Consider the following 22,656-nt stretch of genomic DNA (forward strand, 5'->3'; position numbering starts at 1 on the left):
GTCTGGGTGGTCATGTCGACTCCGGTGCGATGGCGCACGTTTCGCCGTCCTCCCCTCGAAGGCGGCGCACGGGTACGCGCGCACCGACGCCTGCCGCAATGGCGGCTTCGACGGTACGGCCACGCCCCCGCGGGCGCGGGAGCCTTGCGACTCCCTTGGCCGTTCGCCGCGCGGTGTGCTTCGCGCGGGTGTCGGCAGGTCTTCGGGCTCCGGACGCGGACCATGGACCGGTCCTCCTACTGGCCGTCGCTTCCCGGGTGGTTGGACCCAGTGCAATGACGGCGATCGTTTCCGCTACCGCTGCGGGGCAGCGCCGGCATTGGACATGGTCCGCACCGGCTTCCCTTTCAAAGCCAACCGGGTGGTTGGCACCGACGGACACAACATAGGGTGGTTCTGATGGTTCGTCAACGCCATATATGGGGTTGCGTGGGTGCAGGCCGCCAAATTACGAGCGCGAGTGCTGTAGTCTTCCGCGCAGACAGGGGGAGTCGGGGACAGCCGTATGGAAAGCGTGTTCGTTCTGGTGCTGCTCGCGGTGCTGGCGGTGCCGGTGCTGGCGATCGTCGCACTGGTGATGGTCAGCAGCCTGAAGGGCCGCGTGGCCGAACTCGAGTCGCAGGTCGCGAAGCTGGCGGCCGCCTCCGCTGCACGGCAGGAGCCGGCGCGACAGCCGGCGCCCGCGCCACAGGCACGTCCGGCGCAAGCCCCGGAGGTGGACGCGGCGCGGCCGGCTCCACCCCCGCCGGCGGCACACCCGCCTGCAGACCGGCCGGTGCCGCACACATCCCCGTCTCCGTCTCCGTCTCCGTCGCCGGCTGCGCCCGTCGCGGCCAGGTCGGCATCCGCCGCGCCATCCGCCTTCGCGAAGCCCGGTCCCGTCCGGCCATCGCCGCTGGAGGTGGCAGCTGGCACGGTGCGTCGCTGGTTCACGGAGGGCAACGTGCCGGTCAAGGTGGGGATGCTGGTGTTGTTCGCCGGTGTCGCCGCACTGCTGAAGCACGCATCCGACCAGGGTTGGATGACCTTTCCGATCGAGCTGCGCCTGGCGGGTGTCGCGCTGGCGGCGATCGCTGGGCTGGTGCTCGGCTGGCGCCAGCGCATCCCCCGGCGCAACTTTGCACTCGCGTTGCAGGGTGGCGCCGTCGGCGTACTGCTTCTGGTGGTCTTCGCGGCGGCGAAGATGTACGGCCTGATGCCGATCGGTGCGGCATTCGGCCTGAGCGTGGTGCTCGTGGCCGGGCTGGGTGTGCTGGCGGTACGGCAGGACGCCATCGCACTGGCGGTGCTCGGCATCCTCGCCGGCTTCCTGGCGCCCATCTGGTTGTCCACCGGCAGCGGCAACCACGTCGCCCTGTTCGGCTACTACGCGCTGCTCAACCTGGGCATCTTCGCGGTTGCGTGGTGGCGGCCGTGGCGCGTGCTGAACCTGATGGGTTTCGGCTTCACCTTCGGCATCGGCGCCGCGTGGGGCGCTGCGCGCTATGACAGCGCGGACTTCGCGACGACACAGCCGTTCCTCGCACTGTTCTTCGTGCTCTACCTGTTGATCCCGATCCTTTACGCGTGGCGCCGCGGCGGCGCGAAGCGGGGCGTGGTCGATGGTTCGCTGGTGTTCGGCACGCCGCTGGTCGCGTTCTCGCTCCAGGCGGGGCTGCTGGAAGGCGACCGCATGCCGCTGGCCTTCTGCGCGCTCGGCCTCGGGGCCCTCTACGCCGCATTGGCATGGTGGCTGCGCGGACGCGAACGCTTTGGCCTGCTCGCCACGTCGCACGCGGTGCTCGCAGTCGGCTTCGCGACCCTCGCAGTGCCGCTGGCGTTGTCGGCCAAGGCGACCGCCAGCGTGTTCGCGCTTGAGGGCGCGGCGCTGGTCTGGCTCGGATTGCGCCAGGAGAGGCGCCTGCCGCAACTGGCGGGCGCTGTGCTGCAGGTGATGGCGGCAGTCGCCTTCTTCATCGGGCTGGATGAGCCTTCGGCTCTGGCGGCCCGGCCGGTGGCCAATGCGTGGGCGATGGGGGCGGCGCTGATCTCGCTAGCCGGCTTTGCGACCGCCTGGAGCTACCAGCGCAACGGCTCGACCCGGCTGGCGCTCGGCTTCTATGCGTGGGCTTTGGCGTGGTGGCTGGGCAATGCGGGGGCGGAGATCGAATCGTTCGTGCCGTTGGCCTCGGGTGCCCATGCATGGCTGGCATTCCTCGGCCTGACGGCGGCGATCGCGGCCCATGCGCATCGTCGCTGGCCGGCGCCTGCACTGGCATGGACGGTGGCAGCCACCCTCGCACTCGCCCTGCCGCTGGCGTGGATGCAGGCGGTCGACGCCGGACATCCCTTCGCCGGCTACGGCGTGTTCGCCTGGGGTGCCTATGCGCTTGCTGGCTGGTACGGCCTGGCGTCGCTCCGCCGGGATCCGTCCAACGTTCTGACGCTGGCACATGGCGCTTGGCTGTGGGCCTGGACGGCAGCGGCGGCGTTCGGCCTGTCCTACCTCACCACGCAGGCAGGGCTCGCGCATGGCTGGCGCATTGCGGCGTTCGCGCTGCCGGTGCTGGCAATGATGGCGCTGGTCCAGTGGCACCCCGCCCGCGTGGGGGCTCCGGTTGCCGCCCGTTTCGGCGACTGGCGCCAGCTGCTGCAGGGCAGTGTCGTCGTGGTGCTCGCAGGCGGGTGGTTGCTTGCCCTCTTCGCCGAAGGCGGCAGCGCGCCCCTGCCGTGGATTCCGGTGCTGAACCCGCTGGAGCTGGTGCAACTGGCGGCGGTGGTCCTGCTCGGCCTCTGGGCCGCTTCGACGCTGGCGCCGGATGCCCTGCGCACGCACCGGCCGGTCTGGTTGGCCGGCGCCGGGTTCCTGCTGGCCAGCGCCGTGACACTGCGGGCCACCCATCAGTGGGGTCAGGTGCCCTGGGACGCGATGATGTTCCGCGAGAGCGTGGTGCAGACCAGCCTGACGGTGCTGTGGAGCGTGCTGGGGGTGATCGGCTGGATCATCGGCTCCCGGCGTGGCCATCGCGCGCTGTGGCTGGCAGGCGCGGTGCTGATGGCGGTGGTGCTGGCCAAGCTGGTGCTCATCGACCGCCAACACCTTGGCAACCTGTTCGGCATCCTGTCCTTCCTGGCCTATGGCGTGCTGTGCACCGTCGTGGGCTACATCGCCCCGGCACCGCCCAAGGCGGCAGGCGCCGACACGGAGCCGCCGGCGGCCACACCGGTGGGGGAGTCGGCATGAAGCCGTGGCTGATCGTGCCGGCGCTGCTGCTGGCCTGCCTGCCGGCGCTGGCGGAACTTCCGCGCGAGGCCACCGCCCAGTACGCGATGGAGTGGCCCGTGAAGCTGCCGGTCGGCGAGACCGGCGGCGCCTATCGGGTGGAGCTGCCGGAGGAGGTGTACGAACAGGTCACGCGGCACGATGCACGCGACCTGGAAATCCTGGACAGTGACGGCAGCCCGGTGCCCTCGGCACTGTTCGCGACGGAGGCAGTGCCGGCCCGGGAGCCGGGCCGTCTCGACATTCCCTTTTTCGATCTGGGGCCGGTTGATTTCTCCGGTGGGCAGCCGTCGCTGGATGGCCTGCGTGTACGCGCCCGGCGAGACGGTGCCGGCGACGTGGTCGAGCTGCTGGTGGGAGAGGTGCAGTCGCCAGGCGATGGCAGCAGTGCGTGGCTGCTGGATGCCAGGCTGCCGGGACAGGACCCTCGGGCCCCGGACGTGGCCGCACTGGAACTGGAGTGGGATGCCCACGAGGGGCCGCTCGACTCGCCCTACCGGGTCGAAGGCAGCGACGACCTCAACCATTGGGAGGTGCTGGTGCCGAGCGTCCGGCTGCTGGACCTCCAGCGCGATGGGCGGCGACTGCAACAGCGCCGGATCGATCTCCCGCGCTCGATGGATTACCTGCGGCTGGTACCGCTGGCAGCCGGGCCCGGGCTGGAACTGTCGGGCGTCAAGGCGGTGCCGGCCACGAATGTCGCCAGCCCCCCCGCGCGCTGGATGTCGCTTTCGCCTGCCGCGGGCACCGAAGGCGAGTGGCTCTACACATTGCCCGCGCGAATTCCGGCGTCGCTCGCCGACTTGTCGCTGGAAGGCGCCCATGCCGCGCACTGGCGCCTGGAAAGCCGGGAGCAGGGCGATGCGCCGTGGCGCCTGCGGGCCGGCCCGTGGCTGGCCTACCGCGTCGATGCCGGGGACATGTCCGCGCCACGGGTACTGGGCCAGTCCGTGCGCGACCGGTCATGGCGGCTTTCCAGCGAAGACGGCACCGGTGAACCACCGGCGCTGCGCCTCGGCTACCGGCCCGAATCCATCGTGTTCGTCGCCCAGGGCACGCCGCCGTACCGGCTGGTCGCCGGCAGCGCCCGCACGCGGCGCGCTGAGTATCCGGTGCGGGCCCTGGTGGACGCATTGAGGGCGCGCCATGGTGAGGACTGGCAACCGGCGGCCGCGTCACTGGGCGAGGCACGGGAGCTGGCCGGCGACGCGGCGCTGCAGCCGGCGCCGCCGGAGCGGGACTGGCGTTCCTGGTCGCTGTGGTTCGTACTGGTGCTGGGTGCGCTGGTGGTGGGAGGCCTCGCCCTGTCGCTGCTCCGGCGCACCCCCGTAGGGGGCTGACCCACCCGGCCGGCTCCCATGGCGGTTCCACTGGAGCCCGGGGCCGGGGACAATGTCGGGGCCGGCTGATCCGTCGGCCGTCCCCCTTTCGACATTCCAGGAGCCACCACCGTGCCCATCCTCCGCATGACCGATCTCGACCTCAAGGGCAAGCGCGTACTGATCCGCGAGGACCTGAACGTGCCGATCGAGCGGACCGGCGGCGGTGCGCGCATCACCTCCAGCCAGCGCATCGATGCCGCGCTGCCGACGCTCAAGCTGGCGCTGGAGCAGGGCGCCGCGGTGATGGTGATGTCGCACCTGGGCCGCCCCAGCGAGGGCGTCTGGAACGAGCACGATTCGCTGCAGCCGGTGGCTGATCGCCTGTCGGAACTGCTCGGCATCGAAGTGCCGCTGGTCAAGGACTGGGTCGGCGGCGTCGACGTGGCCCCCGGCCAGCTGGTGCTGCTGGAGAACTGCCGCATGAACGCGGGCGAGAAGAAGGACGACGAGGCGCTCGCCAAGGCCTACGCCGCATTGTGCGACGTGTTCGTCATGGATGCCTTCGGCACCGCGCACCGTGCACAGGCATCGACCCACGGCGTGATCCGGCAGGCCAAGGTCGCCGCGGGCGGCCCGCTGCTGATGGCCGAGCTCGATGCGCTGGGCAAGGCCCTGCACGAGCCGGCACGCCCGCTGCTGGCGATCGTCGCCGGGTCCAAGGTCAGCACCAAGCTGGAGCTGTTGTCCTCGCTGGCGGGCAAGGTCGACCAGCTGATCGTCGGCGGCGGCATCGCCAACACCTTCATCGCCGCGATGGGCCACGGCGTCGGCAAGTCGCTGGTGGAGGCCGACCTGGTCGACACCGCGCGCAAGATCATGGCCGAGGCCAAGGCGCGTGGCGCCGACATCCCGGTGCCGACCGACGTGGTGGTGGCGCCGGCCTTCGCCGCGGATGCACCGGCGACGGTGAAGCCGGTCGATGCGGTGGGCGCGGACGACATGATCCTCGACATCGGTCCGGAGACGGCGGCGCGTTATGCCGATCTCGTGCGCAGCGCGGGAACCGTGGTCTGGAACGGGCCGGTCGGCGTGTTCGAGTTCGATGCCTTCGGCAAGGGTACCGAGGTGCTCGCCCGGGCGATCGCCGACAGCGACGCCTTCTCCATCGCCGGTGGTGGCGACACCCTCGCAGCGGTCGACAAGTACGGCATCGCCGACCGGGTGTCCTACATCTCGACCGGTGGCGGCGCGTTCCTGGAGTTCCTGGAAGGCAAGGAGTTGCCGGCCGTCGCCGCACTCGCTGCCCGCGGCTGATCCGCCAACACGTAACCAGCGTAACGACCGGCTGTGTAGGAGCGACGTCAGTCGCGACCCGCCAGCCGGTCCCTCCTCTGGTTTCCCGGTCGCGACTGACGTCGCTCCTACAGCTCCTACACAGCTAGCGCCAGTCGCGGGCGAGCAAGCCGTAGAGCGCGGTGTCGGAGATCTCGCCGCCAACGCACCAGCGCTCGCGGAGCATGCCTTCGCGGATGAAGCCCAGCCGCTCGGCGAGGCGGCAGGATCCGGTATTGCGCGGATCGATGTCGGCTTCGATGCGGCGCAGCCCGAGCTTGCGGAAGCCATGGTCGACCACCAGCCGCGTGGCCTCGAAGGCCAGACCCTGGCCCCAGTACGGAACCGCCAATGCATAGCCCAGCTCGGCCCGACCCTGGGCGCGGTCGATCGAGCACAGCGTCGTGGTCCCGATCAGCCGGTCCTCGCCCGCCAGGGTAATCACCCAGCACAGCATGCGGTCGGGATCGCGCGCGGCCAGTGCGTCGGCGAAGTAGCCCGCCGCCTGCCTGATGTCGGTCCAGGGCGGGAAGCTCCAGTGCCGCATCGCCACCGGGTCGCTGTGCAGCTCGTAAAGGGCGGGGAGGTCGTCTTCGCGGAACCCACGGATCACCACGCGCTCGCCCGTCAACAGCGGTGGCTGTGGCGCCGTGCCGCGGGTGGCGGCAGGGGCAGGGCGGATGGGCAAATCGGCTTTGGTCGGGGCGGACATCGTGATGCCATCCGGAGCGTGGGCGGGCTGTGCTAGCGTCGCGGAATCGTCTCACACGAGGAAACCCGGCATGGCAGCTGCGCTACGTCGCACCAAGATCCTGGCCACCCTCGGGCCCGCCAGCGACCCGCCCGGCGTACTCGATGCGCTGCTGCTGGCAGGGGTGGACGTGGTCCGGCTGAACTTCTCCCATGGCGATGCCGCGTCCCATGAGGTGCGGGCCGAGGCGGTGCGCGAGGCCGGCCGCCGGGTGGGGCGTGAAGTCGGCATCCTCGCCGACCTGCCGGGGCCGAAGATCCGCATCGAGCGTTTTGAACAGGGCAAGGTCCAGTTGCGCATGGGCGAGCGCTTCGACCTGCTCGCCCGTGCCGACGCCCCGATGGGCACGCAGACGCAGGTCGGTGTCAGCTACCTCGGGCTGCCCGGCGACGTCGGCGAAGGCGACGTGCTACTGCTGGACGACGGCATGGTGCAACTGAAGGTCGAATCAGTGGAGGGCGAGCGCATCTCCACGCGCGTGCTCAACGATGGCGAGCTGTCCGACCGCAAGGGGCTGAACAAGCAGGGCGGCGGCCTGTCGCTCGGCGCGCTGACCGGGCACGACCGCGAGCTGATCAAGCTCGCTGCCCGGCTGGACGCGGACTTCATCGCGGTGTCGTTCTGCCGCACCGCCGATGACATGAACGAGGCGCGCCGCGTCGCGCGCGAGGCCGGCAGCAATGCCGCGCTGGTGTCAAAGATCGAACGTGCCGAGGCGATCGAGAACCTGGCCGAGATCGTCGACGCCAGCGACGTGGTGATGGTGGCGCGCGGCGACCTCGGCGTGGAAATCGGTGATGCCGAACTGCCGGGCCTGCAGAAGAAGATCATCCGCGAGGCGCTGGCGCGGAACCGGGTGGTGATTACCGCCACCCAGATGCTGCAGTCGATGGTGGAAAGCCCGATCCCGACGCGTGCCGAGGTGCTGGACGTCGCCAACGCCGTGATCGACGGCACCGACGCAGTGATGCTGTCGGCCGAATCCGCGGCCGGTCGCTACCCGGTGAAAGCGGTCGAGGCGATGGCCCGCATCTGCCTGGGCGCCGAGCGCCAGTTCGACCACGACACCGATTTCGAGAAGGCCCCGCGCGACCTGCAGCGCGCCGACCAGGCGATCGCCATGGCGGCGATGTTCCTGTCCGAGCACATCGGCGTGCGGGCCATCGTCGCGCTCACCGAATCGGGTGGCACCGCCCGGTTCCTGTCGCGCTTCCGGTCCCCCGCGCCGGTGTTCGCACTGTCGCGGCACGCGGGGGCGCGCAGGCAGATGGCCCTGATGCGCAGCGTGGTGCCGATGGACTTCGACAGCCGCGGCCTCGGCAACCAGGACGCCGCGCGCGACGTGATCCGCCACCTGTTCGAATCCGGCTGGCTGGAACAGGGCGAGCGGCTGGTCTTTACCAGCGGAGACAACATGGACCAGCTCGGCGCCACCAACACCCTGCGGCTGCTGCAGGTCGGCGCCGGCGGAGCCGCCCAGGGGCTCGGGGAGCTGTAGGAGCCCCGGCGGGGGCCGCCGAAGCCGCGCTCCACGTCGCCTGCACGTGTGCCCGCGGCTATAATCAGCGGCTCCCTCTCGCTCCCGCAGGACGTATCCATGAGCATCGAACAGCTTGCCGAAACCGCCCAGGCCATGGTGGCCGCTGGCAAGGGCATCATCGCGATCGACGAGTCCAATGCGACCATCAAGAAGCGTTTCGACGGCGTCGGCATCGAGTGCACCGAAGAGAACCGGCGCGCCTACCGCGAGATGCTGCTGACGACGCCGAAGCTGGGCGAGCACATCTCCGGCGCGATCCTGTTCGACGAGACCCTCCGCCAGTCCACCGCCGGCGGCGTGCCCTTCACGAAGGTCATGACCGAGAGCGGCATCATCCCGGGCATCAAGGTCGACAAGGGCACCCATGCGCTCGCCGGCTTCCCGGGTGAGGTGGTGACCGAAGGCCTCGATGGCCTGCGCGCCCGCCTGGAGGAGTACTACAAGCTCGGCGCCCGCTTCGCCAAGTGGCGCGCGGTGATCAACATCAGCGACGACACCCCGTCGGGCACCTGCATCGATGCCAACGCCCATGCGCTGGCCCGCTATGCGGCGCTGTGCCAGGAGCAGGGCCTGGTGCCGATGGTCGAGCCGGAAGTCATCATGGACGGCAACCACGACATCGACACCTGCTATGAGGTCACCGAAGTCACGCTGCGCTCTCTTTTCGCCTCGCTGTACGAGCACAACGTGATGCTGGAAGGCACGATCCTGAAGGCTTCGATGGTGCTGCCGGGTTCCACCAGCGGCGAGAAGGCTTCGGTCGAGGAGGTTGCCGCGGCAACCCTGCAGTGCCTGAAGGCGACCGTGCCGGCGACCCTGCCGGGCATCGTGTTCCTGTCCGGTGGCCAGTCCGACGAGGACGCGACCGCCCACCTCGACGCGATGAACCGCATGGGCGCCAAGCCGTGGCCGCTGTCCTTCTCCTACGGTCGCGCCATGCAGTCCGCCGCGCTGAAGCTGTGGTCGGAAGACCTGGTCGGCAACGTCGGCAAGGCGCAGGACACGGTGTTCGCCCGCGCCCGCGACAACGGCCTGGCGGCGCTCGGCCAGTGGAAGGCCAACGGCTGATGTACGAAATGTCCGGCTGATCGCCGGGCAAGTGGTAGATCGATCGCGACGCCGGTCCAGCAGGGCCGGCGTCGTCCGTTCCGGGACAGGGGCGTGCGCTACGGCAGGCCCGCCAGCCATTCGTCGTCGGAACCTTCAGGCACATCCTCCAGCAGGAAGGTGCTGAGGTAGCGTTCGCCGGTGTCGGGCAGCATCGCCAGTATCACGGCGCCATCCGCGGCCGAGCGCGCGACTTCAAGCGCGGCGGCCACCGTGGCGCCGGCGGAGATGCCGGCGAAGATGCCTTCCTCCGCCGCCAGCCGGCGGGCGGTGTCGCGGGCGAGGGTTTCATCGACCGGCAGGATCCGGTCCACCACGTCGCGGTTGAGCACCTCGGGTACGAAGTCCGGGGTCCAGCCCTGGATCTTGTGCGGGGCCCATTCTTTGCCCGCCAGCAGCGAAGCGCCTGCCGGCTCGCAGGCGACCACCTCCACCCGTGGGCGTGCCAGCTTCAGCACCTCGCCGACGCCGGTGACGGTGCCGCCGGTGCCCCAGCCGCTGACGAAGTGGTCCAGCCGGCGCCCGGCGAAGTCCTGCAGGATCTCCGCGGCGGTGGTATTGCGATGGAATGCGGGGTTTGCCGGGTTGGCGAACTGGTTGGCCAGGAACCAGCCATGCTTCTCCGCGAGCTCGGCGGCCTTGCGCACCATGCCGGTGCCGCGCTCGGCGGCCGGGGTGAGGATCACCCGTGCCCCGTAGGCGCGCATCAGCTTGCGGCGCTCGATCGAGAAGGTCTCGGTCATCACCGCCACGAAGCCGTAGCCGCGCGCGGCGCAGACCATGGCCAGGGCCACGCCCGTATTGCCGGAAGTGGCTTCGACCACCGTGTCCCCCGGCTTCAATGCCCCGCGCCTTTCGGCATCGAGGATGATCGCCAGGGCCAAGCGGTCCTTCACCGAACCCCCGGGGTTGAACGACTCGACCTTGCCGTACAGCTGCACGCCCTCGGGCGCGAGCCGCTGGAGGCGCACCACCGGCGTGCGGCCGATGGTCTCGAGGATGCTGTCGTGGATCATGCGACCTCCCGGCGGTTACGCGAAATGGGGTGTGGAACTTTGCCATAACGGCCGGAACATCCCGTGAGGTTGGCGCTTTCGCCTCGCAAAGCCCTGATCCGCGCCCAGGCGCGCTTCCGCGGTCAACCAATGGCCCACGCGGCCGTTACCTCCTCCTCGGTACCATCGCCGATTCGCTTCCGGAGCCCAGAACGCATGCACCTCCACGCCCGCCGCGCCTTCGTCCTGATGATCACGCTGGCCCTGGCCGCGTGCGGCGGTGAAGCCCCGGAGCGTGGAGGCGAAAGCGCGGCGGCCGTGACCACCGCGGTGGTGTCGATGCAGCCATGGAGCGACACGGTGCGGGGACTGGGCACCGCCAGTGCACGCGAATCGGTAGTGGTCACCGCCAAGGTCACCGAGACCGTCGAGAAGGTGCACTTCGACAGCGGCGACGAGGTCGAGGCCGGGGCGCCGCTGGTGACGCTCAGCGGCACGCAGCAGCGTGCCTCCCTGCAGGAAGCGCAGGCGGCGGCCAACGAGGCCGACCAGCTCTACCGGCGCCAGGCCGAGCTTGCCGGCCAGCAGTTGATCGCGCGCTCCACCCTCGACAGCCAGCGGGCCATGCGCGATGCCGCCAATGCCCGCGTCGGGCAGATTCGCGCCCAACTCGGCGATCGGGTCATCCGCGCGCCGTTCTCCGGCGTGCTGGGGCTGCGCCAGGTCAGCCCGGGTGCGCTGGTGACGCCGGGTACGGCCATCGCCACGCTGGACGACACCTCCCGCATGTACGTGGACTTCAACGTGCCCGAGTCGAGCCTGTCGCACGTCGCGGCCGGCCAGACGCTCACCGCCACCAGTGCTGCGTGGCCCGGCCGGGTGTTCGAGGGCACGGTGGAGACGGTGACCTCCCGCATCGATCCCTCTACGCGATCCGTCGCCGTGCGCGGCGACTTCCCCAATCCCGATGGCGCGCTGCGTCCGGGCATGCTGCTGCAGGTCACCCTGATCCGCCCGGAGCGCGAGGCGCTGGTGGTGCCGGAGATTTCCATCGTCCAGGTCGGCAACAGCTCCTATGTGTTCCGTGTGCGCGAGGACGAGACGGTCGAACGTGCCGACGTGCAGGTCGGCGAGCGCCGGGAAGGCGTGGCGGAGGTCGTCTCGGGGCTGGAGCCCGGCGACCGCATCGTAGTGGACGGGACGGGCAAGCTCAGGCCCGGATCGGCTATCGACGATGCCGGCCGGCGCGGCCGGGTGGCGGATGACGGAACGGCTGCCGGCGAGACCGTCGAAGCGGCTGGCGGCGACACTGCCGGGCCCGCCGCCGAATGATCATCTCCGACCTCTCCATCCGCCGGCCGGTCGCGGCTACGGTGATGAGCCTGCTGCTCATCGTGCTGGGCATCATGGCGTTCTCGCGGCTGACCCTCCGTGAGCTGCCCGCCATCGACCCGCCGATCGTCTCGGTGGACGTCAACTACCCGGGCGCCTCGGCCGCGGTGGTGGAGACCCGCGTCACCCAGGTGCTGGAGGACGCGCTGTCGGGCATCGAGGGCATCGAGACCATCCAGTCGCGCAGCGTCAACGGGCGCTCCGCGGTAACGATCGAGTTCACCCTGGAGCGTGACATCGAAGCGGCCGCGAACGACGTGCGCGATGCGATCAGCGACGTCGCCGACCGCATGCCCGACGAGGCCGATCCGCCCGAGGTCGAGAAGGCCGACAGCGACTCGGACACCGTCATCTGGCTCAACATGAGCGCGGAAGGCATGGACACGCTGCAGCTGTCGGACTACGCCGACCGGTACATCGTCGACCGGCTCTCCAGCCTGGACGGCGTGGCCCAGGTCCGCATCGGCGGGCGCCAGCGCTATGCCATGCGGATCTGGCTCGACAATGCCGCGATGGCCGCGCGCAACATCGCCGTCAGCGACGTCGAGAGCGCACTGCGGGCGGAGAACGTCGAACTGCCGGCCGGCCGCATCGAGTCCGGCACCCGCGACTTCACCCTGCGGCTGGCGCGCGAGTACGAGGATGCGGCCGACTTCGCCGAAATCCCGTTAGTGGAGGGCGAGGACGGCTACGTGGTGCGCCTGGGCGATGTCGCGCGGGTCGAGCTGGCATCGGCCGAGCGCCGTGCCTACTACCGCAGCAACGGCCAGCCCAACATCGGCCTGGGCATCGTCAAGACCTCCACCGCCAATGCGCTGGACGTGACCCGCGCCGCGCGCGCGGAAGCCGAGCAGATCCAGAAGACCCTGCCGGAAGGCATGAACATCTTCGTCGCCTACGACGATACGGTGTTCATCGACGCTTCCATCAAGCGCGTCTACTGGACGCTCGCCGAAGCCATCGCGCTGGTGTTGCTGGTGATCTGGCTGTTCCTGGGCAGCTTCCGCGCGGCGCTGATCCCGGCGCTGACGGTGCCGGTGTGCCTGGTGGCGGCCTTCATCCCGCTGTACGCGTTCGGCTACTCGATCAACCTGCTCACCCTGCTGGCGCTGGTGCTGTCGATCGGCCTGGTGGTCGACGATGCCATCGTGGTGCTGGAGAACATCCAGCGTCGCGCCGACCTGGGCGAGCCGCGACTGGTCGCCGCCAACCGCGGCACCAAGCAGGTGGCTTTCGCGGTGATCGCCACCACCACCGTGCTGGTGGCGGTGTTCCTGCCGGTCGGCTTCATGGAAGGCAACACCGGCCGCCTGTTCCGCGAGTTGTCCGTCGCGCTGGCGGGCGCGGTGGCGATCTCCGCCTTCGTCGCGTTGACGCTGACCCCGATGATGTCCTCCAAGCTGTTGCGCCCGCACAGCGAGGAGAAGACCACGCGCGTGCACCGCTGGGTCAACAGCGGCCTCGACCGCGTCGGGCGCGGGTACCGGAACGTGCTGGACCGTCATGTCGACAGGACCTGGTTGTTCGTGGTGCTGATGCTGGCGGCTGTCGCGGCGAGCTACGCCCTCGTCAAGCTGGTGCCGTCCGAGCTGGCACCTGCCGAAGACCGTGGCGCTTTCTTCGTGTCCATCGAAGGCCCGGAAGGTGCGGGTTTCGACTACACCGTCGAGCAGATCAAGCAGGTCGAGGAAGTGTTCGCCCGCCACAGCGGCGAGGACGAGTCCATCCGCCGCTACAACACCCGCGTGCCGGGTGGCTGGGGTGCGAGCGAGGAGATGCACACCGGCAACGTCATCGTGTTCCTGCAGGACTGGGACCAGCGGGAGATGCACACCAGCGAAGTCGCCGATTCCCTGCGCGAGGATCTGAACGCACTGACCGGCGTGCGCGCCAACCCGCGCGTCGGTGGTGGCCTGGTCGGCAGCCGTGGCCAGCCGATCCAGATCGTGCTCGGCGGCCCGGAATATGCCGAGATCGCCCAATGGCGCGACATCATGATCCAGCGCATGGAGGATAACCCCGGCCTGTTCTCGGTGGACTCGGACTACAAGGAAACGCGTCCGCAGATGCGCGTCCAGATCAACCGCCAGCGGGCAGCCGACCTGGGCGTCAGCGTCACCGACATCGGCCAGGCACTGGAAACGATGATGGGCAGCCGGCGGGTCACCACCTTCGTGCAGGAGGGTGAGGAATACGACGTCATCGTGCAGGCCGACCGCGAGAACCGCGCTTCGCCCGCCGACCTGGACGCGATCCGCGTGCGCTCGAGCAGCGGCGAGCTGGTGCAGCTCTCCAACCTGGTCACCCTCACCGAGCTGGCCGAAGCCGGCAGCCTCAACCGCTTCAACCGCCTGCGTGCCATCACCATCACCGCCGGCCTGGCGCCGGGCTACACCATGGGCGAGGCGCTCGAGTTCCTGCAGGGCGTGGTCGACACCGAGCTGCCGGAGTACGCGCAGATCGACTGGAAGGGCGAATCGCGCGAGTACCAGAAGGCCGGCGGCGCGGTGTTGCTGACGTTCGCAATGGCCCTGCTGGTGGTCTACCTGGTGCTTGCCGCGCAGTTCGAGAGCTTCATCCATCCCTTCGTGATCATGCTGACCGTACCGCTGGGCGTGCTCGGCGCGCTGATCGGCCTGGCGGTGACCGGCAGCAGCCTCAACCTGTTCAGCCAGATCGGCATCGTGATGCTGGTGGGCCTGGCGGCCAAGAACGGCATCCTGATCGTGGAGTTCGCGAACCAGTTGCGTGACGAGGGGCGCAGCATCCACCAGGCCATCGTGGAGTCTGCCGGAGTGCGCCTGCGGCCGATCCTGATGACCTCGATCGCCACCGTCATGGGCGCGCTGCCGCTGGTGCTGGCCGGCGGCCCGGGCTCGGCCAGCCGCGCCACCATCGGCGTGGTGGTGATCTTCGGCGTGTCGTTCTCGACCCTGTTGTCGCTGTTCGTGGTTCCGGCGTTCTACGTGCTGCTGGCGCGGTTCACCCGCTCTCCGCACGCGGTATCGCAGGAGCTGGACCGGCTGGAAGCGGAGTCCCCGGAGGTCGGCGGCCACGCCTGAGTCGCGGGGCGTCGGGGGGGGCGGATTTTCGCCCCTGCCGAATCCGGTTATGGTGCGGTCTTGCCGCCGGGCGAGCCGGCGGCCCAAGCCCAGGGGACAGCGCCACGTGGAAGACCTGATCAACGGACTCAACAACATCATCTGGAGCCGCGCACTGATCGTGCTGTGCCTGGGTGCCGGCCTGTACTTCTCCATCCGCACGCGCTTCATGCAGGTGCGCGGCTTCCGCGAAATGATCCGCCTGATGCTGACCAACACGAGTTCGGCGGCGGGCGTGTCCTCGTTCCAGGCCTTGGCGATCTCGCTGTCGGGCCGCATCGGCATCGGCAACATCGCAGGCGTCGCCACGGCCATCGCCTTCGGCGGGCCCGGTGCGGTGTTCTGGATGTGGGTGATGGCCTTCCTGGGTGCCTCCACCGCCTACGTCGAGTCCACGCTCGCCCAGATCTACAAGGAGAAGGACGACCAGGGGCGCTATCGCGGTGGCCCGGCGTACTACATCGAGAAGGCGATGGGCCAGAAGTGGTACGCCTGGCTGTTCGCCGCCGTCACCATCGTCGCCACCGGTTTCCTGCTGCCCGGCGTGCAGGCCAACGGCATCGCCCAGGGCATGACCAACGCCTTCGGCACGCCCCCGGCAATGACCGCCGCGGTGGTGGTGGCGCTGGGCTTCATCATCTTCGGTGGCGTCAAGCGCATCGCCAAGTTTGCGGAGGTGGTGGTGCCGTTCATGGCGCTGGCCTACATGCTGGTCGCGCTGGTGATCATGTTCCTCAACTACGAGCAGCTGCCGGCGATGTTCATGCTGGTGTTCGAGAGCGCGTTCGGCCTGCATGCAGGCTTCGGTGCGATGCTCGGGCTGGCGGTGGAGTGGGGCGTCAAGCGCGGCATCTATTCCAACGAGGCAGGGCAGGGCACCGGTCCGCACGCGGCCGCGGCCGCCGAGGTGGCCCACCCGGCCCAGCAGGGTTACGTGCAGGCGTTCTCGGTCTACGTGGACACGTTGCTGGTGTGCTCGGCCACCGCTTTCATGATCCTCTCCACCGGCATGTACAACGTGGTCGGCATCGGCGGGGAGATGCTGGCCGAGGCGCTGCCGGGGATCGAGGCCGGTCCGGGCTTTGCCCAGAACGCGGTGGAATCGGTGCTGCCCGGCTACGGCGCGGGCTTCGTCGCCATCGCGCTGCTGTTCTTCGCCTTCACCACCACGCTCGCCTACTACTACATGGCCGAGACCAACGTGGCCTACATCAACCGCAAGGTGCATCGTCCATGGTTGATCTTCGTGCTGCGCATCGTGCTGCTGGCGGCGGTGACCTTCGGCGCGGTGCGCAGTTCGGGCATGGCGTGGACGCTGGGCGACATCGGCGTGGGCCTGATGGCCTGGTTGAACCTGATCGCGATCCTGATCCTGCAGAAGCCGGCGCTGGCGGCACTGCGGGACTACGAGGCGCAGAAGAAGTCGGGCGTGGAGGACTTCACGTTCGATCCCGAAGCGCTGGGCATCAAGAACGCGCGGTTCTGGCTGCGCCGGCAGGATGGCCTCGAGCCGGTCCTGCCCGATCCCGATGCCTCCGTCCTGCGGCCAGGCAAAGATGACGGCTGATCCCTACGGTCGCTTCCGCGGTGCACGCCCGCCGTCGGGTGGCGGGCGCGATGCACCGCGGAATACAGCGCGCGCTGCGTCGACGCCTCCCGCCGAATCGACGGGGGCGCGCGAGCTGCGCCTGCATGGACTGAACGCCGTGCAGGCGGTGTTCGCCCGCCGTCCCGCCGCCATCCGCAAGCTGTACCTCGCCGAGTCCCGCATCCCCACCCTGCAACCACTGTTGAAGTGGTGCGCGGCGAACCGGGTGGGCTATCGGGTGGTGGGCGAAGAAGACCTGCGCAAGCTCGCGGCGAGCTCGCACCACGAGGGCGTGGTGGCCGACGTGCTGCGCGAGGAGCCGATTGCGTTGGCCGACTGGCTGGCCGAGGTGGGCGGCGGCGATTGCTGCGCGATCTGGCTGGATGGCGTCGGCAATCCGCACAACTTCGGCGCCATCCTGCGGTCGGCCGCGCACTTCGGCGCGCAGGCGATCCTGTTGCCACCGGACTCCACGCTGGCACTGTCCGGTGCCGCCGCGCGCGTGGCCGAGGGCGGTGCCGAGGCGGTGAGGCTGGTGCGCCTGCCGGAAGCGGAAGAAGCTGCCGGGCAGCTGCGGGACGCAGGATTCACCCTGGCGGCGACGCTGGTCGGAGGCGGCAGGGACCTGTTCTCCGCCCCGCTGCCGGAGCGGCTGGTCTACGTGATGGGGGCCGAAGGCGAGGGCATGGATCGCGGATTCGCAGCGTCATGCGATGACCGCCTGTCGATCCCCGGTACCGGCGCAGTGGAAAGCCTCAATGTGGCGGCCGCCACCGCGGTGCTGCTTGCGGCATGGCGCAGGTCAGCGGGCGTCAACCACGCCTGATCCGGTCGCGGCGGCCTGCATCGGCAGGCTTGCCCGCACGCAGGTGCCGGCACCCACGCGGGTGTCGACCTCCAGCTGGCCGCCCAACTGCTGGGCCCGCTCGCGCATGGTGACCATACCCAGGCCATGGGTGCGTCCATGGTCGAAGCCGCGCCCGTCGTCCTCCACTTCGAGGTAAAGCAGGCGGCCGTCGCAGGCCAACGTCAGCACCACGTTCTCCGCGCCGGAGTGGCGCAGCGCGTTGGTCAGTGCCTCCTGTGCGATGCGGAAGCAGGCGACCTCCACTGCCGGGTCGGGCCGACGGGGCAGGGCAGCCAGTTGCAGGTCGAGCCGCGGCCCTCCGCTGCGCAGCAGGACGCCCGCCTGCCAGCGCAGTGCCGATTCCAGCCCCAGCGCATCCAGCTGCGGCGGGCGCAGCAACAGCGAGATGTTGCGCAGCTTCACCACGGTGTCATCGGCGATGCGTCCGATCTCGGCGATCGTCGCGCCACGGCGCACCGGATCCTCGTCGGCCAGCGCCATCGTCGAGAGCTTGATTGCAGTGATGTCCTGTCCGATATCGTCGTGCAACTCCCTGGAGAGCGCGCTCCGCTCGTCTTCCTGCAGGGTGATGATGCGGCGCGCCAATGCCCGCAGCTCCTCGCGCTGCCGGGTCAGGTCCTGCTCGTGGCGGGAGAGGTCCGCGGCGCCACCGTTGTCGCGCGCCAGGACATAACCGATCGCAATCCCGGCCAGTACCGCCAACGCCATGCCCGCGGACGCCAGCGCCGGGAGCTCGAACCATGCGATGGCGAACGCCGCGAGCAGCGCCAGCACGAGCGCCAGCGCCGCGAGGGGCCAGCGGCCGCGGAATACCGGTGAACGGGCGAGGGCGGGGCTGTCGGGGATGTCGGACGCCATGCGCGCAGTGTGCTTCGGCGCGGGTCTGGGGGCGATGACGACCCGCACAGTTTCCGGTCAGCCGGCCCGGCCGCGGCATCATGTTGCTGAACGGAAAAGGCCCCGCTGCTGGCGGGGCCTTGTGTTCCGGGGGTGCCGGGCGTGTGGTTCAGAAGAGCTCGACGCTGCCGGCATCCATCGACTGCTGCATCACCGGTTTGTGCGGCGGCCGCTCCCATTCGCCGCGCATCTGGGCGATCCGCTGCAGCAGTTGCGTCAGGGCCCGCTGCATCTCGCCGTCGTGGTGGCCGCGCTGCAGCAACTCCTGCAGGGCGGTGGCCTCGCGGTTGATCTCGCCCAGCCGCTCCAGGTGGAGCGTCGCCGCGCCCAGCGCCTGGGTGGCGATGTCCTCGAACTGCAGCGATCGCACGGCTTCGGCAACGGAGCCGTCGATGGCGCGGCCGCACTCGGCGATCTCGCGCATGCCGTTGCCGAGCCCGCGGTTCATGCCGTCGACGCGCTCCAGCATCGCCGCCGCCTCGACCCGTGCACCGCGGGAGCGGTCCAGGTCGCGCGAGGCCATCCGGGTGACGGTGTCGCGGACCTTGGCGATCGCGTCCTTGGAGCTGTGGGCGAGCTTGCGGATCTGCTCGTTGAACGCGGTGGAGCGCTCGGACAGGTTGCGCACCTCGTCGGCGACGACCGCGAATCCGCGGCCCGCCTCGCCGGCACGGGCCGCTTCGATGGCGGCGTTCAGCGCCAGCAGGTTGGTCTGGTCGGCGATCGACTTCACGTCCTCGAGCAGCGCGAAGATGCCGTCCAGGTGCTCGGCCATCGCGTCGATGTGGGTCACGGTGTTGCCGCTCTGGCCGCTGACCTCTTCCAGCGCCTCGACCAGCTGCTCCATCTTCTGGCTGGCCTGCAGCGCGAACTGGTGCACGTCCATGCCGCCGTCTTCGCCGGTGCGGTCGATGATGCGGGTGACGATCTCGCTCTGCTGGCGGGACTTGCGGTTCACCGCCTCGAAGCTGCCGCCCAGCTTGCCGACGGATTCGCGGATCAGCTCCCGGGTGCGCTCGATCTCGGTGCGCGAGCCCTGGATCTCGGAATTGACGAAGGTGCGAAGCTCGTTCAACAGCTTGGTCTGTTCACGCACCATGGCACTGTTGCCGGGGCGGTATGCGTACCAAGCGAACACCAGCCAGGCCGCGACCATCGCGACGGTGGCGCCAAGCGTGGCGGCGGTCGGCCAGCCGAGCAGCTGCGCGGCCAGTACTAGGATGGTGAGCGCCACGGGCGCTGCAAGGCGTACTACTACTCGGGAATCCATCGCTGCTCTCGTCGGGGGCGGTCTATGTGAGGTATCGGCAGCCGGTCCGCGTGCTTTAGGTCCGGGGTGGTGCAAGGCGTGATCAGCGTCCGTTTTCGCCGCCGCCGATCAGGCGCTCGGCGATGTGGTCCAGTGGCACCACCTCGCGTGCCGCGCCCAGCGACACCGCCGCGCGCGGCATGCCCCAGACCACGCTGCTGGGCTGGTCCTGGGCGACGGTGAAACCGCCCGCATCGCGCACGCGCAACATGCCGCGGGCACCGTCGCTGCCCATGCCGGTCAGCAGCGCGGCGCTGCCATCCCGGCCCACGTGTTCGGCCATCGACTCGAACATGATGTCGACGCTCGGCTTGTGGCCGTTCTCGGAACTTTCGGTGGTCGTCCTGCAGCGCCAGCCACTTCCATTGCGATAGACGCGCAACTGGCGCCCACCCGGGGCCACCCAGGCCTGCCCGGGCAGCAGTGGCTGGTCGGTTCCGGCCTCCTGCACCGACAGGGCGCTGTAGCGGTCCAGCCGCTCGGCGAAGGCGGTGCTGAAGGCGGCGGGGATGTGCTGGGCAATCACCACCGGTGGGCAGCCGGCGGGAAGCACCGACAACACCTGGCGGATCGCTTCGGTACCGCCGGTCGAGGCGCCAATGGCCAGCACCCGGCGCGCGTTGCGGCGCGGATCGAGCAGCTCCGACAGGTTGCCGCGGGGCGGATGTGCGACGGTCTCTGCAAGCCGCGCCACCGGTGTCGATGCGGCGTTGTGGATCTTGGTGCGCAGCTCCACGCCGTATGCTTCGAGCCCGCCCTCCACGTCGACCCGCGGTTTGGCGACGAAGTCCACCGCGCCCGCTGCCAGCGCGTCCAGTGTCACGCCCGCACCCTGTTCGGTCAGCGAAGACACCATCACCACCGGCATCGGCCGCAGGCGCATCAGGTTGCGCAGGAAGCTGACGCCGTCCATGCGCGGCATCTCCACGTCCAGCGTGAGCACGTCCGGTGCCAGCTTCTTGATCTTGTCACGGGCGATAAAGGGATCGGCGGCGGTACCGACCACCTCGATGAGGGGGTCGGCTTCGAGCAGGCCGCTCACCAGGCGTCGCATGGTGGCGGAGTCGTCGACGATCAGGACCCGGACGGGGCGGGAGCGGGACGGGGGTCCCGGGGAAATGCTGCCCATGTCAGAACAACTCGACTCCGCCGGAAACCGGCTCGCGGGTGAGCGTGCCGTAGTAGGCGCGCTCGGCCCGCACGATCTCGTCGTCGCGCGTGGACGGCAGGCGACGCACCAGGGTGCGGCCGCTCTGGACGAAGAAGCACACCTTGCGCGGTTGCGTATCACCCAGGTCCTGGGCGACCACCTGGATGCCCTCGGCGGACAGGTACTCCAGCACGAACCGCGCATTGCGGGTGCCGATGGGATCGGTATGGAACCCGCTGAGCACGTTGCCGCCGCCGAACACCTTGGCCTGCAGCCGGCTGCGCCGCGCGCCGCGCTTGAGCAGGTCGTTGATCACCAGTTCCATCGCATGCGCACCGTATCGGGCGCTGATGTCGGGAACGCCGCTCGGGGAGCGGGTGTTGTCGGAGGTGCCCGGCAGCATGAAGTGGTTCATGCCGCCGATGCCAAGCATCGGATCGTAAATGCACGCCGCCACGCAGGAGCCCAGCAGGGTCACGAGCGCCAGCGGTTCCGCGCTGACGCGGTACTCGGCCGGCAACAGGCGGATCGCGGGGGTCTGCAGCACGCTGTCGTAGTAGAGGCCGGGTTCGGCCGGTGCGGTGACCGCGTTCATGCCGAGGCACCCGGGGTGCAGGCGCGATAGGTCGTGCGGCCACAGGACACCACCACGTCCTGCGCATGGGTGAAGCTTTCGGAGTGGCCGGCATACATCACGCCGCCGGGGCCAAGCAGCGGTGCGATCCGGGACAGCACCCGGTACTGCGTCGGCTTGTCGAAATAGATCATCACGTTGCGGCAGAACACGGCGGTGAAGCCGCCCTGCAGGCGGTAGTCGTCGTCGAGCAGGTTCAGCTGCCGGAACGCCAGCAGGGACTGCAGTTCCTTGCGGACCCGGCACATCCCCGCATTGGGGCCACTGCCGCGCTGGAAATACGTTTGCCTGCGCGTGGCCGACAGGTCCTCGATCCGCTCGACTGCGTAGACACCGCGCGCGGCGGTTTCCAGCACCTGGGTGTCGATGTCGGTGCCAAGGATGCGCACGGGCGGGGTGAGCGTGCCGAAGGCCTCGCAGGCGGTGATCGCGATCGAGTAGGGCTCCTCGCCGGTGGAGGCGGCGCAGCACCAGATCTTGAGCGGCGCACGACGATCGGCGCGGCCTTCATATGCGGCGACCAGGTGCTCGGCGAGCGCATCGAAGTGATGGGCCTCGCGGAAGAACGAGGTCAGGTTGGTGGTCAACGCGTTGGTGAAGTCCTGCCACTCTTCGCCGTCGCCGCTCTCCAGCGCATCGAGGTAGTCGGAAAAGCGGTGCAGCCCGAAGGCCCGCACGCGCCGGGCAAGCCGGCTGTAGACCATGTCACGCTTGTGCGGGCTCAGGTTGATGCCGGCGCGGGCATGGATCAGTGCCGCTATCCGGCGGAAGTCGCGGTCATTGAACTCGAACTCACGCGTGCGCGCATCGCCGGAGTGCGCCTCGCTACCTGCTTCGTCGACCACCAGTGCGTCAGCCACGGCAATCGCTCCGGGCCCGGCCGATGGCGGGCGAGGGACGAGGGGTGAAGACACTCACGGGTATGAACATGTTCTGGTTCCGGCGGTCGAAACGATGCGGCCAAGGGCAGGGGCGCCGGACAGTGGCAGGCGGTTGCTCCATCCCCGTTATCGGCCACCGGCTGGTGGCCTTGAGGTGCCCGGGTGCCTGCCCGGGCATCGCAGGCTGAGGTCGGCGCCTAGATGTGTAAACCCAGCACGTTGTTCAGCGGGATGCGGGTAATGGGCGGCTTGTAGCCAAGACTGGCGTGTAGCCGATGCCAGTTGTAGTGGTGCAGCCAGCCCGGGAGGGCGCCTGCGCGCTGTTCGGAGTTGGCATAGGAGCGTGCGTAGGCCCATTCGCGCAGGCAGGTCTGGACCAGCCGCTCGGCCTTGCCGTTGGTACGCGGGGTATAGGGGCGCGTGCGCAGGTGGCGCATGCCGAGCCGGTGGACCAGGCGGCGGAAGCTGCGCGATCTGTAGCAGGCACCGTTGTCGGTCAGGACACGCTCGAAGCGCACACCCAGGCC

At 69.5% G+C, this 22,656-nt stretch carries 17 protein-coding genes and 1 riboswitch; of the genes, 9 read left to right on the forward strand and 8 right to left on the reverse strand.

What is annotated here, in order from left to right:
- Positions 1 to 176 precede the first annotated feature (176 nt).
- Positions 177 to 391: riboswitch (cobalamin riboswitch) on the reverse strand.
- Positions 392 to 505: 114 nt separating this feature from the next.
- The 3 genes from B5D37_RS11545 to B5D37_RS11555 all read left to right on the forward strand — a co-directional run bounded on the left by B5D37_RS11545 (position 506) and on the right by B5D37_RS11555 (position 5,898).
- The gene (locus B5D37_RS11545) at positions 506 to 3,223 is read left to right on the forward strand and encodes a DUF2339 domain-containing protein (protein WP_078758884.1); all 2,718 of its coding nucleotides are present in this window, start codon (positions 506 to 508) and stop codon (positions 3,221 to 3,223) included.
- Positions 3,220 to 4,602, forward strand: coding sequence for a DUF3999 domain-containing protein (locus B5D37_RS11550; RefSeq protein ID WP_143814287.1), 1,383 nt, complete (start codon positions 3,220 to 3,222; stop codon positions 4,600 to 4,602). The genes B5D37_RS11545 and B5D37_RS11550 overlap by 4 nt, the downstream gene beginning before the upstream one ends.
- Positions 4,603 to 4,713: 111 nt before the next feature.
- Positions 4,714 to 5,898 carry a phosphoglycerate kinase gene (locus B5D37_RS11555; RefSeq protein WP_078758886.1) on the forward strand — a complete coding sequence of 395 codons (1,185 nt, stop codon included), beginning with the start codon at positions 4,714 to 4,716 and terminating at the stop codon, positions 5,896 to 5,898.
- A gap of 124 nt (positions 5,899 to 6,022) precedes the next feature.
- Here the strand turns inward: B5D37_RS11555 and B5D37_RS11560 are convergent, their stop codons facing one another.
- Positions 6,023 to 6,628 carry a GNAT family N-acetyltransferase gene (locus B5D37_RS11560; RefSeq protein ID WP_078758887.1) on the reverse strand — a complete coding sequence of 202 codons (606 nt, stop codon included), beginning with the start codon at positions 6,626 to 6,628 and terminating at the stop codon, positions 6,023 to 6,025.
- Positions 6,629 to 6,698: 70 nt separating this feature from the next.
- Here B5D37_RS11560 and pyk point away from each other — a divergent pair, with 70 nt between their 5' ends.
- Together pyk and B5D37_RS11570 are read left to right on the forward strand one after the other, a co-directional pair.
- Positions 6,699 to 8,165: a pyruvate kinase gene (gene pyk, locus B5D37_RS11565; protein WP_078758888.1), complete on the forward strand. Its 1,467-nt coding sequence runs from the start codon at positions 6,699 to 6,701 to the stop codon at positions 8,163 to 8,165.
- A 99-nt stretch (positions 8,166 to 8,264) separates the two neighbouring features.
- The gene (locus B5D37_RS11570; protein WP_078758889.1) at positions 8,265 to 9,275 is read left to right on the forward strand and encodes a class I fructose-bisphosphate aldolase; all 1,011 of its coding nucleotides are present in this window, start codon (positions 8,265 to 8,267) and stop codon (positions 9,273 to 9,275) included.
- 98 nt (positions 9,276 to 9,373) lie between these two features.
- Here B5D37_RS11570 and cysK read toward each other — a convergent pair whose 3' ends face one another.
- Positions 9,374 to 10,330 (reverse strand): cysteine synthase A, encoded by a 957-nt coding sequence (gene cysK / locus B5D37_RS11575; protein WP_078758890.1) that lies wholly within the window; start codon positions 10,328 to 10,330, stop codon positions 9,374 to 9,376.
- A 195-nt stretch (positions 10,331 to 10,525) separates the two neighbouring features.
- Between cysK and B5D37_RS11580 the strand changes: the two genes are divergently transcribed.
- The 4 genes from B5D37_RS11580 (at position 10,526) to B5D37_RS11595 (ending at position 17,216) form a co-directional block, all read left to right on the forward strand.
- On the forward strand, positions 10,526 to 11,641 hold the full coding sequence (locus B5D37_RS11580; protein ID WP_143814288.1) for an efflux RND transporter periplasmic adaptor subunit: 1,116 nt from the start codon (positions 10,526 to 10,528) through the stop codon (positions 11,639 to 11,641).
- Positions 11,638 to 14,763: an efflux RND transporter permease subunit gene (locus tag B5D37_RS11585; RefSeq protein WP_078758891.1), complete on the forward strand. Its 3,126-nt coding sequence runs from the start codon at positions 11,638 to 11,640 to the stop codon at positions 14,761 to 14,763. Before B5D37_RS11580 ends, B5D37_RS11585 begins: the two co-directional genes overlap by 4 nt.
- A gap of 106 nt (positions 14,764 to 14,869) precedes the next feature.
- Entirely contained in the window at positions 14,870 to 16,369 is a 1,500-nt protein-coding gene (locus B5D37_RS11590) for an alanine/glycine:cation symporter family protein (protein WP_078758892.1), read from the forward strand.
- Positions 16,359 to 17,216, forward strand: coding sequence for a TrmH family RNA methyltransferase (locus tag B5D37_RS11595; protein WP_078758893.1), 858 nt, complete (start codon positions 16,359 to 16,361; stop codon positions 17,214 to 17,216). Before B5D37_RS11590 ends, B5D37_RS11595 begins: the two co-directional genes overlap by 11 nt.
- Here B5D37_RS11595 and B5D37_RS11600 read toward each other — a convergent pair.
- From B5D37_RS11600 to B5D37_RS11625, 6 genes are all read right to left on the reverse strand, one after another.
- On the reverse strand, positions 17,193 to 18,116 hold the full coding sequence (locus tag B5D37_RS11600; RefSeq protein ID WP_078758894.1) for a sensor histidine kinase: 924 nt from the start codon (positions 18,114 to 18,116) through the stop codon (positions 17,193 to 17,195). The genes B5D37_RS11595 and B5D37_RS11600 overlap by 24 nt on opposite strands.
- A 148-nt stretch (positions 18,117 to 18,264) precedes the next feature.
- Positions 18,265 to 19,425: a methyl-accepting chemotaxis protein gene (locus B5D37_RS11605; protein WP_078758895.1), complete on the reverse strand. Its 1,161-nt coding sequence runs from the start codon at positions 19,423 to 19,425 to the stop codon at positions 18,265 to 18,267.
- 82 nt (positions 19,426 to 19,507) lie between these two features.
- Positions 19,508 to 20,593, reverse strand: coding sequence for a protein-glutamate methylesterase/protein-glutamine glutaminase (locus B5D37_RS11610; protein WP_078758896.1), 1,086 nt, complete (start codon positions 20,591 to 20,593; stop codon positions 19,508 to 19,510).
- 1 nt (position 20,594) lies between these two features.
- A complete protein-coding gene (gene cheD, locus B5D37_RS11615) occupies positions 20,595 to 21,209 on the reverse strand; it encodes a chemoreceptor glutamine deamidase CheD (protein ID WP_078758897.1) in 615 nt (204 codons plus the stop codon).
- The gene (locus B5D37_RS11620) at positions 21,206 to 22,108 is read right to left on the reverse strand and encodes a CheR family methyltransferase (RefSeq protein ID WP_425478057.1); all 903 of its coding nucleotides are present in this window, start codon (positions 22,106 to 22,108) and stop codon (positions 21,206 to 21,208) included. The genes cheD and B5D37_RS11620 overlap by 4 nt, the downstream gene beginning before the upstream one ends.
- 218 nt (positions 22,109 to 22,326) lie before the next feature.
- Positions 22,327 to 22,656, reverse strand: a 330-nt coding sequence (locus tag B5D37_RS11625) for an integrase core domain-containing protein (protein WP_143814289.1), incomplete at its 5' end; no start/stop codon positions are given.

It is taken from the genome of Lysobacter spongiicola DSM 21749, from assembly GCF_900167055.1.
Classification (GTDB): Bacteria; Pseudomonadota; Gammaproteobacteria; order Xanthomonadales; family Xanthomonadaceae; genus Novilysobacter; species Novilysobacter spongiicola.

Excerpts from the sequence above, each read along its gene's own strand:
- B5D37_RS11545 (WP_078758884.1), top strand. The coding sequence starts at position 506 with ATGGAAAGCGTGTTCGTTCTGGTGCTGCTCGCGGTGCTGGCGGTGCCG.
- B5D37_RS11550 (WP_143814287.1), top strand. The coding sequence starts at position 3,220 with ATGAAGCCGTGGCTGATCGTGCCGGCGCTGCTGCTGGCCTGCCTGCCG.
- B5D37_RS11560 (WP_078758887.1), bottom strand. The coding sequence starts at position 6,628 with ATGTCCGCCCCGACCAAAGCCGATTTGCCCATCCGCCCTGCCCCTGCC.
- pyk (WP_078758888.1), top strand. The coding sequence starts at position 6,699 with ATGGCAGCTGCGCTACGTCGCACCAAGATCCTGGCCACCCTCGGGCCC.
- B5D37_RS11570 (WP_078758889.1), top strand. The coding sequence starts at position 8,265 with ATGAGCATCGAACAGCTTGCCGAAACCGCCCAGGCCATGGTGGCCGCT.
- cysK (WP_078758890.1), bottom strand. The coding sequence starts at position 10,330 with ATGATCCACGACAGCATCCTCGAGACCATCGGCCGCACGCCGGTGGTG.
- B5D37_RS11580 (WP_143814288.1), top strand. The coding sequence starts at position 10,526 with ATGCACCTCCACGCCCGCCGCGCCTTCGTCCTGATGATCACGCTGGCC.
- B5D37_RS11585 (WP_078758891.1), top strand. The coding sequence starts at position 11,638 with ATGATCATCTCCGACCTCTCCATCCGCCGGCCGGTCGCGGCTACGGTG.
- B5D37_RS11595 (WP_078758893.1), top strand. The coding sequence starts at position 16,359 with ATGACGGCTGATCCCTACGGTCGCTTCCGCGGTGCACGCCCGCCGTCG.
- B5D37_RS11600 (WP_078758894.1), bottom strand. The coding sequence starts at position 18,116 with ATGGCGTCCGACATCCCCGACAGCCCCGCCCTCGCCCGTTCACCGGTA.
- B5D37_RS11605 (WP_078758895.1), bottom strand. The coding sequence starts at position 19,425 with ATGGATTCCCGAGTAGTAGTACGCCTTGCAGCGCCCGTGGCGCTCACC.
- B5D37_RS11610 (WP_078758896.1), bottom strand. The coding sequence starts at position 20,593 with ATGGGCAGCATTTCCCCGGGACCCCCGTCCCGCTCCCGCCCCGTCCGG.
- cheD (WP_078758897.1), bottom strand. The coding sequence starts at position 21,209 with ATGAACGCGGTCACCGCACCGGCCGAACCCGGCCTCTACTACGACAGC.